Origin of the sequence: Pseudomonas sp. MEJ108 (assembly GCF_030208985.1) — a bacterium.
Taxonomy (GTDB): domain Bacteria; phylum Pseudomonadota; class Gammaproteobacteria; order Pseudomonadales; family Pseudomonadaceae; genus Aquipseudomonas; species Aquipseudomonas fragariae.
In genome coordinates, this window is the sequence record NZ_JARVSW010000008.1 from 42,613 (window position 1) to 57,777 (window position 15,165).

The 15,165-nt window shown below is 60.4% G+C and carries 14 protein-coding genes; 2 read left to right on the forward strand and 12 right to left on the reverse strand.

Annotated features, from left to right (window positions below; all coding sequences use genetic code 11):
* Positions 1–12: 12 nt before the first annotated feature.
* The 7 genes from sigX to ppsA all read right to left on the reverse strand — a co-directional run bounded on the left by sigX (position 13) and on the right by ppsA (position 6,999).
* Complete coding sequence (sigX, locus tag QRN50_RS04500) at positions 13–603, reverse strand: RNA polymerase sigma factor SigX (RefSeq protein WP_003406744.1); 591 nt, start codon at positions 601–603, stop codon at positions 13–15.
* Between the two features lie 82 nt (positions 604–685).
* On the reverse strand, positions 686–1,510 hold the full coding sequence (locus QRN50_RS04505; protein ID WP_096126578.1) for a mechanosensitive ion channel family protein: 825 nt from the start codon (positions 1,508–1,510) through the stop codon (positions 686–688).
* Positions 1,511–1,512: 2 nt separating this feature from the next.
* Entirely contained in the window at positions 1,513–1,761 is a 249-nt protein-coding gene (locus tag QRN50_RS04510) for a crfX protein (protein ID WP_003406745.1), read from the reverse strand.
* Between the two features lie 85 nt (positions 1,762–1,846).
* Positions 1,847–2,842, reverse strand: a complete 996-nt coding sequence (gene cmaX, locus QRN50_RS04515) for a divalent cation transporter CmaX (RefSeq protein WP_003406746.1) — start codon at positions 2,840–2,842, stop codon at positions 1,847–1,849.
* A gap of 11 nt (positions 2,843–2,853) precedes the next feature.
* Positions 2,854–3,342: a ribonuclease E activity regulator RraA gene (gene rraA, locus QRN50_RS04520; RefSeq protein ID WP_003366849.1), complete on the reverse strand. Its 489-nt coding sequence runs from the start codon at positions 3,340–3,342 to the stop codon at positions 2,854–2,856.
* A gap of 99 nt (positions 3,343–3,441) precedes the next feature.
* The gene (locus QRN50_RS04525; RefSeq protein WP_058822252.1) at positions 3,442–4,431 is read right to left on the reverse strand and encodes an alpha/beta fold hydrolase; all 990 of its coding nucleotides are present in this window, start codon (positions 4,429–4,431) and stop codon (positions 3,442–3,444) included.
* Between the two features lie 192 nt (positions 4,432–4,623).
* Positions 4,624–6,999, reverse strand: coding sequence for a phosphoenolpyruvate synthase (gene ppsA, locus QRN50_RS04530; protein WP_096126577.1), 2,376 nt, complete (start codon positions 6,997–6,999; stop codon positions 4,624–4,626).
* Between ppsA and QRN50_RS25800 the strand changes: the two genes are divergently transcribed.
* The gene (locus tag QRN50_RS25800; protein WP_370661139.1) at positions 6,946–7,146 is read left to right on the forward strand and encodes a hypothetical protein; all 201 of its coding nucleotides are present in this window, start codon (positions 6,946–6,948) and stop codon (positions 7,144–7,146) included. The two genes, ppsA and QRN50_RS25800, sit on opposite strands and share 54 nt — an antisense overlap.
* A gap of 75 nt (positions 7,147–7,221) precedes the next feature.
* On the forward strand, positions 7,222–8,040 hold the full coding sequence (ppsR, locus tag QRN50_RS04535; RefSeq protein WP_003347114.1) for a posphoenolpyruvate synthetase regulatory kinase/phosphorylase PpsR: 819 nt from the start codon (positions 7,222–7,224) through the stop codon (positions 8,038–8,040).
* A 30-nt stretch (positions 8,041–8,070) separates the two neighbouring features.
* Here ppsR and prpF read toward each other — a convergent pair whose 3' ends face one another.
* The 5 genes from prpF to QRN50_RS04560 form a co-directional block, all read right to left on the reverse strand.
* A complete protein-coding gene (gene prpF / locus QRN50_RS04540; protein WP_024641275.1) occupies positions 8,071–9,261 on the reverse strand; it encodes a 2-methylaconitate cis-trans isomerase PrpF in 1,191 nt (396 codons plus the stop codon).
* A 135-nt stretch (positions 9,262–9,396) separates the two neighbouring features.
* Positions 9,397–11,985: a Fe/S-dependent 2-methylisocitrate dehydratase AcnD gene (gene acnD / locus QRN50_RS04545; protein ID WP_024641274.1), complete on the reverse strand. Its 2,589-nt coding sequence runs from the start codon at positions 11,983–11,985 to the stop codon at positions 9,397–9,399.
* Positions 11,986–12,053: 68 nt separating this feature from the next.
* Positions 12,054–13,181, reverse strand: coding sequence for a bifunctional 2-methylcitrate synthase/citrate synthase (gene prpC / locus QRN50_RS04550; protein WP_003406752.1), 1,128 nt, complete (start codon positions 13,179–13,181; stop codon positions 12,054–12,056).
* Between the two features lie 161 nt (positions 13,182–13,342).
* Entirely contained in the window at positions 13,343–14,236 is an 894-nt protein-coding gene (gene prpB / locus QRN50_RS04555; RefSeq protein WP_024640701.1) for a methylisocitrate lyase, read from the reverse strand.
* Positions 14,233–14,952 carry a GntR family transcriptional regulator gene (locus tag QRN50_RS04560; RefSeq protein WP_003392922.1) on the reverse strand — a complete coding sequence of 240 codons (720 nt, stop codon included), beginning with the start codon at positions 14,950–14,952 and terminating at the stop codon, positions 14,233–14,235. The genes prpB and QRN50_RS04560 overlap by 4 nt, the downstream gene beginning before the upstream one ends.
* Between the last annotated feature and the right edge of the window lie 213 nt (positions 14,953–15,165).

Genomic DNA, 15,165 nt, shown 5'->3' on the forward strand with positions numbered 1-15,165 from the left:
ATTTGCACCGTATTAAGTTTCGGCGATTCCCGCAAATTTCTCTCGTAATTTATCTAAAGCCCGCTTGTAACGCATTTTCGTTGCGCTCAAGCCCATGTGCATGATGTCAGCGATTTCCTGGAATTCAAGTTCTGCAACAAACCGCAGGACCAGAATCTCCCGATCGATCGGGTTCACATACACAAGCCAGCGATCAAGTCCGCCCCGTTCTTCAGGTTTGGGCGCCTTTTCTTCCGACGCTTCCTCAAGTGGATCCAGACTCAGCGCGTCCATCAAGCGACGCTTACGCCGTTCCTTCCTGTACTGCGTGATGCATTCATTGTAGGTGATGCTGTACAGCCAGGTTTTAAATTTAGATTTACCTTCAAAATTTTTCAACCCATACAACACTTTAAGCATCACCTCCTGACAGACATCGTCAGCGTCGCGATCGTTCCCCAGATAACGTGCACAGACGTTAAAAAGTGTTCGCTGGTAACGGCGCATCAATTCTTCGTAGGCCCGCGTCACATTGAACAGCTCAACGTGGGCGCGCGCAACCAGCTCCTCGTCTGAGAGCTCGTGTGGATCATAGCGCGTCGAAAACGGTTGAGGTTTATTCAAAACAAATCTTGCCGACAGTCAGGTCAATGTCCGCCATGGCCTGTATCGGCAACCTGGCGGCATACATTAGCAGGTTAACCGCTTAACGGCTGCTTACTCTCTGCTCGAGCAGGATGCGATTGGAAAACGACACCAGCTCCCCCTCGTCTGTCAGTAGCGTTGTCTTGACCGTACCGATTTCCTCGATCTGCCCTTCTGTATCCCCTATCTGGACCTGCTGCCCGACCTGAAACAGTTCACGGACGTAGATTCCGGCAATGATCTGCCCGGCAATTTCGCGACTGCCGAGGCCCAGGGCAAGCGCCACTGTCAGACCAACGGTAATCAGCGCAATCACGATAACGTGGTTCAGCAGGTCGGTTTTGACCTCGAGCTGGCTGATGGCAACCGAAATACTGATGATGATGACCAGCCCCTGGGCAATTCGCCCCAGGCCGGCAGAGTAATCGATCCCTACGCCTTCAGCAGCGCCGCGCACCAGGCCATTGACCAGTTGCGCCAGCAGCACTCCGACCAGTAGAACCAGCGCGGCACCAAATACCTTGGGCAAATACAGCGCCAGCATGTCCAGCGTGGCTGAGACCCTCTGCAGGCCCAATGATTCAGCGGCCGATACGAGAAATATAAGCAGAACGAACCAGTAGACGACCTTGCCGATCAGCGTGGAGACCGGCACCTTGACGCCAGCGCGGCCGATAATCTTGGTCAGGCCGGTACCGCCGACCAGACGATCAAGGCCCAGCTTGGCCAGCAATTTGGAGAGCAGTGAGTCGAGCAGCTTGGCGACGACAAAACCGAGCAGCACCACAACCAGGGCGCCGAACAGGTTGGGGATGAAGTTTGCGACTTTGGTCCACAATGCAGTCATTGCAGCAAGAAGGCTCTGGGTCCAGAGATTCAATTCCATGCTCAATCAGCCTTATCGATAGAACGCGCACCACTCGTGGTACGACGAGAAACGGGAGAGACGTGGGCCGAGCCATTGTTCACGGCAATCATAAGCGCCTCTGACCAGCGGCCCAGCAGCCCGAACAACACACCAGCGCCGACCTGGCGATTGGCGGTCTTCAGGACGCGTCCCAGACATGCATCATCATCCCGGCTGGAGGATGAAGAATTGAGCATGTCGCGTAAAGATTCTTCAAACGGATCGTGCATCAGGCACCTCACGTAATGTCATTCAAAGACGCGACGCGAAAACAACAAGTCACACAGGCTCGCCAAATAACCATCCAGGCTCGCCCTATACCCAACGCAAACGGCGGAACAGCCACCACTGCCCTGCGCCCAGTGCGACGATCAGCAGACAGGCCACCAGAAAGCCGTACGAACTGGCCGAACCCGGAATGCCGCCAACGTTGATACCCAGCAGACCGGTGAGAAAACTCATCGGCAGAAAGATACAGGTAATGATCCCGAAGCGGTACATGGTGCGGTTCATGTGCTCGCGCAGGCGCCTGTCCTCGGACTCCAGCAGCAGCCCTACCCGCTCGCGGGTCAGCTCGAGCTCTTCCAGATAACGGGTCAGGCTGTTGTTCAGCTCATTCCAGTAATCAGCATCGTCATGGGCAAACCAGGACAGCTTGATGCGTGAAAGCTGGCCATAAATATCCCGCTGCGGCCCGAGAAACCGGCGCAGGCCAGCGGCACGTCGACGAATATGCAGCAGCTTGCCGTGCTCGGGACTGTACCGTTCGTCGGCGTCGTTCTTTTCTTCCTCTTCATCGACCATTTCGGTCAGTTCACCCACCAGATCCTGAACCTTGTCAGTGAGGTGCTGCGCCAGGTGCAGGATCAGCTCCGAGGCGCCCTTCGGGCCTTTGCCCTGCCCCAGTAGCTCAATCAGTTCCTCGGTGGCACGCAGCGGACGCAGGCGCAGCGAGATCACCCGCTGCGCGGCGGCGAAGATACGCACCGAGACCATGTCTTCCGGCTCGGCACCGGGATTCAGATTCACACCGCGCAGAAACAGCAGCAGCTCCTGCTCCGGCAACGGCAGCAAGCGCGGCCGGGTGTTCTCTTCCAGCAACAGGTCGCAGGCAAACTCGCTCAGACCACTGCCGGTACGCAGCCAGGCATGTGTCTGCGGGTGGCTGCGGTCCCAATGCAGCCAGAGGCTTTCCTCTGGCTGCAACGCAAGGTCCTGCAATTCGGTTCGAGCGATGAAACGCGCCCCACCCTTACCGTCCAAAACGAGGGCATGAACCAGCCCCCACTGCGCGTTTGCTTCATCGAACATGGATACTTCGCTTATTCCGGCATGGTCAGAGGTGATGGGGAAATGATAACGCCATTGTTGTCGGCATACAGGTACTCACCCGGGCGGAACGTCACGCCGCCAAAGGTCACCGGCACATTCAGCTCGCCTATGCCGCGCTTCTCGGTTTTCTTCGGATGACTGGCGAGCGCCTGGACACCCAGGTCGGTCTGGGCGATGACATCCACGTCGCGGATGCAGCCGTAGATCAACATGCCTTCCCAGCCGTTCTTTGCAGCCTTGTCTGCCAGCATGTCACCCAACAGCGCGCAACGCAGCGAACCGCCGCCGTCGACGACCAGCACCTTGCCCTTGCCGTCGAGCTCGACTTGCTCCCTGACCTTGGAGTTGTCCTCGAAACATTTCAGCGTGACGATCTGGCCACCAAACGAATCGCGGCCGCCAAAATTGCTGAACATCGGCTCCACGACCTGAATCAGGTCCGGATAGGCGTCACACAGATCGGGGGTGAGGTAATGCATGGGGGCAACTCCTGTCATCGGCTATGAGGTCGCGCTTGATACAGACGGTTTATTGAAACAGACACGACCGGATGAGCCTAACCATAGCGACTTTAACGGCTAACTGCCCACCGCGACCTGAAACTCTGCAACCTGTTCAGGAACGGAACACTCACCCAGCCACTCGATCACCCGCGGCCAGACCTGCTGCTGCGCGGCCTTGCTGACCAGCATCTGCACATGGCCGAAATCCTCGCTGAAGCCGTGTTCACGGCTCAGGCAGAGAAACTGCCTGTGTGCGCTGCCGATCTGCTCGAACAGCTCACGGCAAGCCCACACCGGATCCTGATGGTCGCCCGCCGCAGCGACAGCCAGAAGCGGCACCTGAACCGCGCTCAACCCTGCCCACCAGTTGTTGTCACGCTCACCGAAACGCCCGAACAACCCGTGCCAACGCATGCTTTCCAGAACCAGACCGATCGGCTCGTCTTCCGGCCCGCGCTTGAAACGCGGTCCGGAGATATGCTCGAAAGACCTCAACAGCCACTTCGCAGACCATTGCAGTGGCGGGACCTTTAGCGGCCAGTAGGTACGGCTGACCTGGCTGCCGAACAGCGCCACGGACGCCGCAGTATCAGCCCCCAGGTACTGACCGCCCAAGGCTGCCGCCAGGCTCGTGCCGCCCAGCGAATGGCCGATCCAGTGCGGTATCTGGCCACTTTGTTCGATGACGAACGCGGCAATGGCTGGCAAATCGAAACGCGCGTAGTCCGCCACGCAATTGCTGCGGTAACTCAGGTTGCGAGCCGACAGGCCATGGCCGCGCATTTCAGGAATCCACACGTCATAGCCGGCACGCGCCAGATACGCGCCCAGACCGATGCCCTTGGGCGAATACCAGAAACGCCGGTTGGAAAAACTGCCATGCAGCAGTATCACCGGAGTGCCACGCACGTCGGGCTGATCGACGCACCCCAGCCGGGTCACCGCCAGTTCGACACTGGCGTCGGGGCTATTGGCCGGTTTGAGACGGTAGACGTCCTCGACCAGATCGCCACGACGCTCGGCGCTGATCAAGGCCACGGGAAAAAGCTGGCTGCTGCTCTGCATATCACTCTTTATCTGGTTTGACAGACGGGATGAAACCACGCGCTCCGGGGTCTCGCGGTGCGCCATAAAAAAGGCGGCTTCCGAAGAAACCGCCTCATTCAAACACCTGAACCACATGACGGCTCAGGCCGCGTTCGCGTCACACGGCAGCCCGGTGTTGCGAGGAATGCGCCTCAGGCGAGCCGCCGCCTGTCAGACAGGCGCCTGTGCCTCGGCGAGGAAGAACCAGGTCTCCAGTACCGAATCGGGGTTGAGCGAGACACTCTCGATGCCCTGATCCATCAGCCAGCGCGCCAGATCCGGGTGATCGGAAGGCCCCTGCCCGCAGATGCCGATGTACTTGCCGGCCTTGTTGCACGCCTGAATGGCGTTGGACAGCAGCTTCTTGACCGCCGGGTTACGCTCGTCGAACAGGTGAGCGATCACACCGGAGTCACGGTCGAGGCCGAGCGTCAGCTGGGTCAGGTCGTTGGAGCCGATGGAGAAGCCGTCGAAGTACTCGAGGAACTCTTCCGCCAGAATCGCATTGGACGGCAGCTCGCACATCATGATGATGCGCAGGCCGTTTTCGCCACGCTTCAGGCCGTTGGCGGCCAGCAGATCGATGACCTGGCTCGCCTCGCCCAGGGTGCGGACGAACGGCACCATGATCTCGACGTTGGTCAGGCCCATCTCCTCGCGCACACGCTTGAGAGCGCGGCACTCCAGCTCGAAGCAGTCACGGAAGTTCTCGCTGATATAGCGCGACGCACCGCGGAAGCCCAGCATCGGGTTTTCTTCTTCGGGCTCGTAGAGCTTGCCGCCGATCAGGTTCGCGTACTCGTTGGACTTGAAGTCCGAGAGGCGCACGATGACTTTTTTCGGCGTGAACGCGGCGGCCAGAGTGCTGATGCCCTCGACCAGCTTGTCGACATAGAAACCGACCGGATCGTCGTAACCGGCGATGCGCTTGTCGACGCTTTCCTTGATTTCCGGTGGCAGCACCGAATAGTTGAGCAGCGCCTTGGGGTGCACGCCGATCATGCGGTTGATGATGAACTCCAGACGCGCCAGGCCGACACCGGCATTGGGCAACTGGGCGAAATCAAAGGCACGGTCCGGGTTGCCGACGTTCATCATGATCTTGAACGGCAGATCAGGCATGGCATCGACCGAGTTGGTCTTGATGTCGAAGCCCAGCTCGCCTTCGAAGATATAACCGGTGTCGCCCTCTGCACAGGAAACCGTGACACCCTGGCCATCCTGAAGGGTATGCGTGGCGTTGCCGCAGCCGACCACTGCCGGGATGCCCAGCTCACGGGCGATGATCGCGGCGTGGCAGGTACGACCGCCACGGTTGGTGACGATTGCGCTGGCACGCTTCATCACCGGTTCCCAGTCCGGGTCGGTCATGTCCGACACCAGCACGTCACCGGGCTGGACCTTGTCCATCTCGGACACGTCCTTGATGATACGCACCTTGCCCGCGCCGATGCGCTGACCGATGGCACGGCCTTCGACCAGCACCTTGCCGGTCTCCTTGAGCAGATAGCGTTCCATGACGTTGGCCGACGTACGGCTCTTTACCGTTTCCGGACGTGCCTGGACGATGTACAGCTTGCCGTCGTCACCGTCCTTGGCCCACTCGATGTCCATCGGGCACTTGTAGTGCTTCTCGATGATCATCGCCTGTTTGGCCAGTTCGGACACTTCGGCATCGCTCAGACAGAAACGTGCACGATCGGCAGGCTCGACGTCGATCACCTTGACCGAACGACCGGCCTTGGCTTCTTCGCCGTAAATCATCTTGATCGCCTTGCTGCCCAGATTGCGACGCAGGATCGCCGGGCGACCAGCCGCCAGCGTGTCCTTGTGCACGTAGAATTCGTCGGGGTTGACGGCGCCCTGCACGACCGTCTCGCCCAGACCGTAGGCACCGGTGATGAACACCACATCGCGGAAACCGGACTCGGTGTCGAGGGTGAACATGACACCGGCCGTACCGGTTTCGGAGCGCACCATGCGCTGCACGCCCGCAGACAGCGCGACCAGCTTGTGGTCGAAGCCCTGGTGCACGCGGTAGGAAATCGCACGATCATTGAACAGTGAAGCGAAGACTTCCTTGGCCGCGCGGATCACGTTCTCGACGCCGCGGATGTTCAGGAAGGTCTCCTGCTGGCCGGCGAATGACGCATCCGGCAAGTCTTCGGCCGTTGCGGAGGAACGCACGGCCACGGCCAGGTTCGGATTACCGGCAGAGAGCTCGGCAAACGCAGTACGGATCTGGGCGTTGAGCTGCTCGGGGAACTCGGCTTCCATGATCCACTGACGAATCTGCGCACCGGTGCGGGCCAACGCGTTGACATCATCGACGTCAAGGGCGTCCAGCGCCGCATGGATCTGCTCGTTCAGGCCGCTGAGCTCGAGAAAGTCACGGTAAGCCTGGGCGGTAGTCGCGAAGCCGCCGGGCACCGAAACACCAGCACCTGCGAGGTTGCTGATCATCTCGCCGAGGGACGAGTTTTTGCCCCCCACGTGCTCTACATCATGGACGCCGAGCTTATCGAGGGAAACTACGTACTCTACCAAGGTGATCTCTCCACTAACTGTGTTTGTTGTTGGGAAAAGCTCATTCACCTGTGCCACATGCGGTGTGGCTTCAGGCGTGTCTGCCCGGACGTACAGATCGGGCGTGCAAAACCGAGTGTTCGAAAAGCATGCGTGCAAAAAAGCTGAACTGCGGGCTCTCAGGACCGGCCAGCACGCCTATGATAGCCAGAATTCTTCAACTGCTTAAGGCCTGGGGCAAAAATGAAACGATCCGCTTTCTTCATCTCGGACGGCACGGGTATCACCGCCGAAACCCTGGGCCAGAGCCTGTTGGCACAATTTGAAAACATTACCTTCAACAAGTTCACCAGGCCCTATATCGACAGCGTCGAGAAGGCGCGGGCGATGGTACAACAAATCAATAATGCCGCCGACAAGGACGATGTGCGGCCGATCATCTTCGATACCATCGTCAATCAGGACATTCGCGAGATTCTGGCAACGTCCAATGGCTTCATGATCGATATCTTTTCGACCTTCCTGGCCCCGCTGGAGCAGGAGCTTAGTTCACACTCGTCCTACTCCGTGGGTAAATCGCATTCCATCGGGCATAACTCCAATTACATGGAGCGCATCGAGGCGGTCAACTTCGCGCTGGACAACGATGACGGCGCGCGGACGCATTATTACGACAAGGCCGATATCATCCTCGTCGGCGTCTCGCGCTGCGGCAAAACCCCGACCTGTCTGTACATGGCCATGCAGTTCGGTATCCGCGCCGCCAACTATCCGCTGACCGAAGATGACATGGAAAGGCTGCAACTGCCTGCAGCGCTCAAGCAGCATCGCGAAAAACTGTTCGGCCTGACCATCGACCCGGACCGCCTCACCGCGATCCGCCACGAGCGCAAACCCAACAGCCGCTACTCCAGCTACGCGCAGTGCGAATTCGAGGTGCGCGAGGTGGAAAGCCTGTTCCGCCGCGAGAACATTGCACACATCAACTCCACGCATTTTTCGGTGGAAGAAATCTCCGCCAAGGTGCTGGTAGAAAAAGGCGTGGAACGACGTTTCAAATAGGCGCTGCGAGCCCCTTCAAAACTGACGACTTCAGGCGCCTGGCTGCGGCACCCGCACCCAGCCTTCCATCAGCACGCGGGCGCTGCGGCTCATGAGGGCTTTGGTGACTTTCCAGTCACCGCCCTCCTGAACGGCCTGGGCGCCGACCCGCAGTGTGCCGGAGGGATGGCCAAAGCTGACTGCGCTGCGCGCCTGACCACCAGCGGCCAGATTGACCAGCGTGCCCGGGATGGCTGCGGCCGTGCCGATGGCCACCGCAGCCGTGCCCATCATCGCGTGGTGCAGCTTGCCCATCGACACGGCGCGTACCAGCAGCTCGATATCCTGCGCCGCGACAGGCTTGCCGCTCGACGCCAGGTAGTCGGCAGGCGCAGCGACAAAAGCCACCTTGGGCGTGTGCTGGCGTGCGGCAGCTTCATCAATGCTGCCAATCAGGCCCATGTGCAGCGCACCATAGGCGCGAATGGCCTCCAGACGGGCCAGCGCCTGCGGATCAGCGTTGATATCGCCCTGCAGTTCGGTGCCGGTATAGCCGATGTCGGCGGCGTTGACGAAAATCGTCGGGATGCCGGCATTGATCATGGTCGCCTTCAAAGTGCCGATGCCGGGCACCTGCAGATCATCCACCAGATTGCCGGTGGGAAACATCGAGCCACCCGCGCCCTCTTCGTCCGCCGCCGGATCAAGAAACTCCAGTGGCACTTCCGCTGCCGGGAAGGTCACGCCATCCAGCTCGAAGTCGCCGGTTTCCTGCACCGCGCCGTTGCTGATCGGCACGTGAGCGATGATGGTCTTGCCGATGTTGGCCTGCCAGATGCGCACCACCGCCACGCCGTCCTGCGGAACGCGCTCAGGGTCGACCAGACCATTGGTGATCGCGAATGGCCCCACGGCCGCTGACAGGTTGCCGCAATTGCCGCTCCAGTCGACAAATGGTTTGTCGATGGACACCTGGCCGAACAGGTAATCGACATCGTGGTCGGGCCTGCTGCTGCGCGACACAATCACGCTCTTGCTGGTACTCGACGTCGCCCCGCCCATGCCGTCGATCTGCTTTTCATAGGGGTCAGGGCTGCCGATGACCCGCAACAGCAGCGCATCCCGCGCCGCGCCCGGAACCTGTGCAGCTTCGGGCAGATCAGTCAGCCTGAAAAACACCCCCTTGCTGGTGCCGCCGCGCATGTAAGTGGCGGGGATGCGGATCTGTGGTGGGTGAGCCATGAATTCGTTGTCCTGTTCAAAGAGCGCGCTGCGCGCTCAAAATCGGACGCAGAGCGTCAGAACTGCATGCCCACGCGGAGCATGGGCACGATAGTGCTCTTGCGCACGCTTGGCGTTCCTCACGCTCCAGCGTAACTACGATGCAGCGGCCTCCAGAAAATCCTGAGCAAAACGCTGCAACACGCCACCCGCCTCATAAATAGAGAGCTCTTCGGCGGTGTCCAGACGACAGGTCACCGGCACCTCGACGCGCTCGCCGTTACGGCGCTGAATCACCAGCGTCAATGTCGCGCGCGGCGTGCGCTGGCCGATCACATCGAAGGTTTCGCTGCCGTCGATGCCCAGGGTCAGACGGCTGGTGCCGGGCTTGAACTCCAGCGGCAGCACACCCATGCCGACCAGGTTGGTGCGGTGAATACGCTCGAACCCTTCTGCAGCAATCGCTTCGACGCCCGCCAGCCTGACGCCTTTGGCCGCCCAGTCACGGGACGAGCCCTGCCCATAGTCGGCACCGGCAATGATGATCAACGGCTGCTTGCGCGCCATGTAGGTTTCGATGGCTTCCCACATGCGCGTGACCACGCCTTCGGGTTCGATGCGGGTCAGCGAGCCCTTTATGACCTTGCCATCGACCACTGCCATCTCGTTGACCAGTTGCGGGTTGGCAAAGGTCGCGCGCTGGGCAGTCAGGTGGTCGCCGCGATGGGTCGCGTAGGAGTTGAAGTCTTCCTCCGGCAGGCCCATTTTCGCCAGGTACTCGCCCGCCGCACTGTCGAGCATGATCGCGTTGGACGGCGACAGGTGATCAGTGGTGATGTTGTCCGGCAGTACGGCCAGCGCCCGCATGCCCTTGAGCGTGCGTTCTCCGGCCAGCGCGCCTTCCCAATAAGGCGGGCGACGGATGTAGGTGCTCATCGGACGCCAGTCGTAGAGCGGTTCGACCTTCGGCCCGGTGTGTTCTTCGATGGCAAACATCGGGATATAGACCTGGCGGAACTGCTCCGGCTTGACCGATGCCTGCACAACGGCATCAATCTCTTCATCGCTCGGCCAGATATCCTTGAGACGGATTTCCCGGCCCTCGGCGACGCCCAGCACATCGTTTTCAATATCGAAGCGGATGGTCCCGGCAATGGCATACGCCACCACCAGGGGCGGCGAGGCCAGAAAGGCCTGCTTGGCATAGGGATGAATACGCCCGTCGAAGTTGCGGTTACCGGACAAGACCGCCGTGGCGTACAGGTCGCGGTCGATGATTTCCTGCTGGATCAGCGGATCGAGCGCGCCGGACATGCCGTTGCAGGTGGTGCAGGCAAAAGCCACGACGCCAAAACCCAGTTGCTCCAGCTCCGAGGTCAGCCCTGCTGCATCTAGGTACAGCGCCACGGTTTTCGAGCCGGGGGCCAGCGATGACTTGACCCAGGGTTTGCGCATCAGCCCCAGACGGTTGGCGTTGCGGGCCAGCAGACCGGCGGCAATGACGTTGCGCGGGTTGCTGGTGTTGGTGCAGCTGGTGATCGCGGCGATGATCACCGCGCCATCGGGCATCTGCCCCGGCACCTCATCCCATTGCCCGGCAATCCCTCTGGCCGCCAGATCAGCGGTGGCGACCCGCGCATGGGGGTTGGAGGGCCCGGCCATGTTGCGCACTACACTGGACAGATCGAAACTCAGCACCCGCTCGTAGCGCACCTCGCTCAGGCTGTCCGACCAGAGACCGGTGTGCCGGGCGTACAGCTCGACCAGCTTGACCTGCTCGTCCTCACGCCCTGTCAAACGCAGGTAGTCGATGGTTTGCGAATCAATCGAAAACATCGCTGCCGTCGCACCATATTCAGGCGCCATGTTGGAGATCGTCGCCCGGTCGCCCAGGGTCAGACTCGACGCACCTGCGCCGAAAAACTCCAGATAGGCACCGACCACTTTCTGCTGACGCAGGTACTCGGTCAGCGCGAGCACCAGGTCGGTGGCGGTGATGCATGGCTGATGGCGCCCGGTCAGTTCGACGCCGATGATGTCCGGCAGGCGCATCCACGAGGCGCGCCCGAGCATGACGTTCTCGGCCTCGAGCCCACCGACGCCAATGGCAATCACGCCCAGGGCATCGACATGCGGCGTGTGGCTGTCCGTGCCCACCAGTGTGTCGGGAAAGGCCACGCCATCGAGCACCTGCACCACCGGTGACATTTTCTCCAGATTGATCTGGTGCATGATGCCATTGCCCGGCGGGATGACTTCGACGTTCTTGAACGCCTGCTTGGTCCAGTCAATGAAGTGAAAACGGTCTTCGTTGCGACGGTCTTCAATGGCGCGGTTCTTTGCGAACGCCTGCGGGTCATTACCGTCGGACTCCACTGCCAGCGAGTGGTCGACGATCAGTTGCACCGGAACCACCGGGTTGACCAGCGCAGGATCGCCGCCCTGCGCAGCGATCGCGTCACGCAGCCCGGCAAGGTCGACCAGCGCGGTCTGACCCAGAATGTCGTGGCAGACCACGCGTGCCGGGAACCAGGGAAAATCCAGATCACGCTTGCGCTCGATGAGCTGCATCAACGAGGCATTCAAGGTCGCCGGATCACAACGACGCACCAGGTTCTCGGCCAGCACCCGCGAGGTGTAGGGCAGCGTGGCATAGGCACCGGGCTTGAGCGCCTCGACGGCTGCCCGAGCGTCGAAGTAATCCAGTCGGGTGCCAGGGAGCGGTTTGCGAAATTCACTGTTCATTGCAGGACTCGATCACGGAGTGTTCGGAATACGGGTGGGGAGCTCGTCGGCGGCTCCCCTGCCCCCTTTTAGCGCTGTTCCAGGGGTACGAACGCGCGCTGTTCGACGCCGATGTATTCGGCGCTCGGGCGAATGATGCGGTTGTTGGCGCGCTGCTCGAAAACGTGCGCGGCCCAGCCGGTCAGGCGTGAGCAGACGAAGATCGGCGTAAACAGCTTGGTCGGGATGCCCATGAAGTGATACGCCGACGCATGGTAGAAGTCGGCGTTGGGGAACAGTTTCTTCTGCTCCCACATGACCTTGTCGATGGCCTCGGAGACCGGGAACAGCACCGTATCGCCCACTTCGTCGGCGAGTTTCTTCGACCAGCCCTTGATCACCTCGTTGCGCGGGTCGGACTCCTTGTAGATCGCATGGCCAAAGCCCATGATCTTTTCCTTGCGCTCCAGCATGCCCAGCGTGCCTTTGGTTGCCTCTTCAGCCGAGGCGAAACGCTGAATCATTTCCATTGCAGCCTCGTTGGCACCACCGTGCAGCGGGCCGCGCAAGGTGCCGATGGCTGCCGTGACGCAGGAATACAGGTCCGACAGGGTCGACGCGCAGACGCGGGCGGTGAAGGTCGAGGCATTGAATTCGTGCTCGGCGTACAGAATCAGCGATACGTCCATGACCTTGCGGTGCAGTTCGCTGGGCGCCTTGTCGAGCAGCAGGTGCAGAAAATGCCCGCCGATGGAGTCTTCGGCCGAGGTGCAGTCGATACGCTTGCCGTCGTGACTGAAGCGATACCAGTAGCACATGATCGCCGGGAACGCTGCGAGCAAACGGTCGGTCGAGTCGCGCTGCTGATCGAAACTGCGCTCCGGCTCCAGGGTGCCGAGCATGGAAGCACCGGTGCGCATGACATCCATCGGATGAGTGTCGGCGGGTATGCGCTCCAGCACTTCCTTCAGGGCCTGCGGCAGATCGCGCAGGCGCTTGAGTTTGTCCATATAGGCAGACAATTCGGCCTGATTGGGCAGTTCGCCGTACAGCAGCAGGTAGGCCACTTCTTCAAAACGCGCCTCGGCAGCCAGATCGCGCACGTCATAGCCGCGATAGGTCAGCCCGGCACCGGCCATGCCCACCGTGGACAACGCCGTCTGCCCGGCAACCTGCCCGCGCAGCCCGGCACCACTCAATACTTTTGCTTCAGCCATGGTGTTCTCCAATTTTGTTCTTGTGTGATGGGACGGAGCGAGGCTTCTCTTGTTAGCGAAGATAGTGATTCCAACGTTGCATTATCAGAGAATATAACAACCCTTTCGCGAACAAGTTCGCTCCTACGGCCTGCGGCCAGAAGCCCGGTATTTCACAGGCATCACCCCTTCTTCTGCGCAAACAGCGCATCCAGCTTCTGTTCGAATGTGTGGTAATCGATCGCGTCATACAGCTCCATGCGCGTCTGCATGCTGTCAATCACGTTTTTCTGGCTGCCGTCACGGCGGATTGCGCCGTAGACATTTTCTGCAGCCTTGTTCATCGCGCGGAATGCGGAAAGCGGATACAGCACCAGAGAGACGTCCGCCTCGCGCAGCTCATCGACCGTAAACAAAGGCGTGGCGCCGAACTCGGTGATGTTGGCGAGGATCGGCACGCCTGCGCGGTTGGCGAATTGCTTGTACATCGCCAGTTCGGTGATGGCCTCGGGAAACACCATGTCCGCGCCGGCCTCGATACAGGCAGCGGCACGCTCCAGCGCCGACTCCAGCCCTTCAACGGCCAGCGCATCGGTACGCGCCATGATCACGAAGCTGTCGTCAGTCCGGGCATCCACGGCAGCCTTGATCCGGTCGACCATTTCCTGCTGAGAAACGATTTCCTTGTTGGGACGGTGCCCACAACGCTTGGCGCCCACCTGATCCTCGATGTGAATCGCCGCCGCCCCGGCCTTGATCATCGAGCGCACGGTCCGCGCCACGTTGAAAGCCGAAGAGCCGAAACCGGTGTCGACGTCCACCAGCAACGGCAGATCGCAGACATCCGTTATACGCCGCACATCGATCAGTACGTCTTCAAGGCCAGTGATCCCCAGGTCCGGAATGCCCAATGATCCTGCAGCGACTCCGCCACCCGACAGATAAATAGCCTTGAACCCGGCACGCCTGGCGAGCAGTGCGTGGTTGGCATTGATCGCGCCGACCACTTGCAGCGGCTGCTCGCTGGCGACTGCATCGCGGAAACGCTGGCCGGGAGTGCTGTTGTCATGACTCATTGTTTACCTCGGTCGGAAGTCGTCTGGGAAGCCGCCTGATAGTGGCGTTCGATGTTGCGTCTGGACGCGCCGATATGGCGGCGCATCAACAATTCGGCCAGCTCACCGTCGCGGTCGGCGATGGCGTCGAGAATGCGGTGGTGTTCGGCAAAGGCCTGACGAGGCCGGTTGGGCGTGGTGGAATACTGAATGCGGTACATGCGCACCAACTGGTAGAGCTCGCCGCAGAGCATCTGGCTGAGGGTGCGATTGCCGCTGCCCTGAATGATGCGGTAGTGAAAGTCGAAATCACCCTCCTGCTGGTAATAGCCGATCCCAGCCTGAAAGGCGGCATCGCGCTCGTGGGTATCCAGAACGCCGCGCAGCTCGTCGATTTCGGCCTGGGTCATGCGCTCGGCGGCCAGACGACAGGCCATCCCCTCCAGTGACTCGCGAATTTCATAGAGTTCGATCAGTTCGGCATGACTGAGCGAGACCACCCGGGCGCCCACATGCGGCACGCGAACCACCAGTCGCTGCCCTTCGAGCCGGTGAATCGCTTCGCGCAGCGGCCCGCGACTGATGCCATAGGTGCGAGCCAGTTCCGGCTCGGAAATCTTGCTGCCGGGAGCAATCTCGCCTTTCACGATGGCCGATTGAATACGTCGAAAAACGTTCTCGGAGAGCGTTTCCGAGTCGTCCGCAACCGTCATAGTTTTTTCGACCACCTTCAGCATTGTCGACACCTCATGACCATATGCGCTTAAATCTAGTCATATTTCGCCACTCAGTCAAAACAAAACCCTGCATTGTCGACAATCAGCCAAAACGCGCACCCCTTGCACGACAGACCAACCTGAACAGCCAGGCAGGTTGATCACTGGCAGCCGCAGGGCTTCATGCTAGAATGCGTCGCGTCCGTACAGCGCGCTCCGCAGCGGAGCCAGCGC

What these genes read in the sequence shown, in the direction of transcription:
- QRN50_RS04505 (WP_096126578.1), bottom strand. Translation starts at nt 1,510, where the DNA reads ATGGAATTGAATCTCTGGACCCAGAGCCTTCTTGCTGCAATGACTGCA.
- QRN50_RS04510 (WP_003406745.1), bottom strand. Translation starts at nt 1,761, where the DNA reads ATGCACGATCCGTTTGAAGAATCTTTACGCGACATGCTCAATTCTTCA.
- cmaX (WP_003406746.1), bottom strand. Translation starts at nt 2,842, where the DNA reads ATGTTCGATGAAGCAAACGCGCAGTGGGGGCTGGTTCATGCCCTCGTT.
- rraA (WP_003366849.1), bottom strand. Translation starts at nt 3,342, where the DNA reads ATGCATTACCTCACCCCCGATCTGTGTGACGCCTATCCGGACCTGATT.
- QRN50_RS04525 (WP_058822252.1), bottom strand. Translation starts at nt 4,431, where the DNA reads ATGCAGAGCAGCAGCCAGCTTTTTCCCGTGGCCTTGATCAGCGCCGAG.
- ppsR (WP_003347114.1), top strand. Translation starts at nt 7,222, where the DNA reads ATGAAACGATCCGCTTTCTTCATCTCGGACGGCACGGGTATCACCGCC.
- prpF (WP_024641275.1), bottom strand. Translation starts at nt 9,261, where the DNA reads ATGGCTCACCCACCACAGATCCGCATCCCCGCCACTTACATGCGCGGC.
- acnD (WP_024641274.1), bottom strand. Translation starts at nt 11,985, where the DNA reads ATGAACAGTGAATTTCGCAAACCGCTCCCTGGCACCCGACTGGATTAC.
- prpC (WP_003406752.1), bottom strand. Translation starts at nt 13,181, where the DNA reads ATGGCTGAAGCAAAAGTATTGAGTGGTGCCGGGCTGCGCGGGCAGGTT.
- prpB (WP_024640701.1), bottom strand. Translation starts at nt 14,236, where the DNA reads ATGAGTCATGACAACAGCACTCCCGGCCAGCGTTTCCGCGATGCAGTC.
- QRN50_RS04560 (WP_003392922.1), bottom strand. Translation starts at nt 14,952, where the DNA reads ATGCTGAAGGTGGTCGAAAAAACTATGACGGTTGCGGACGACTCGGAA.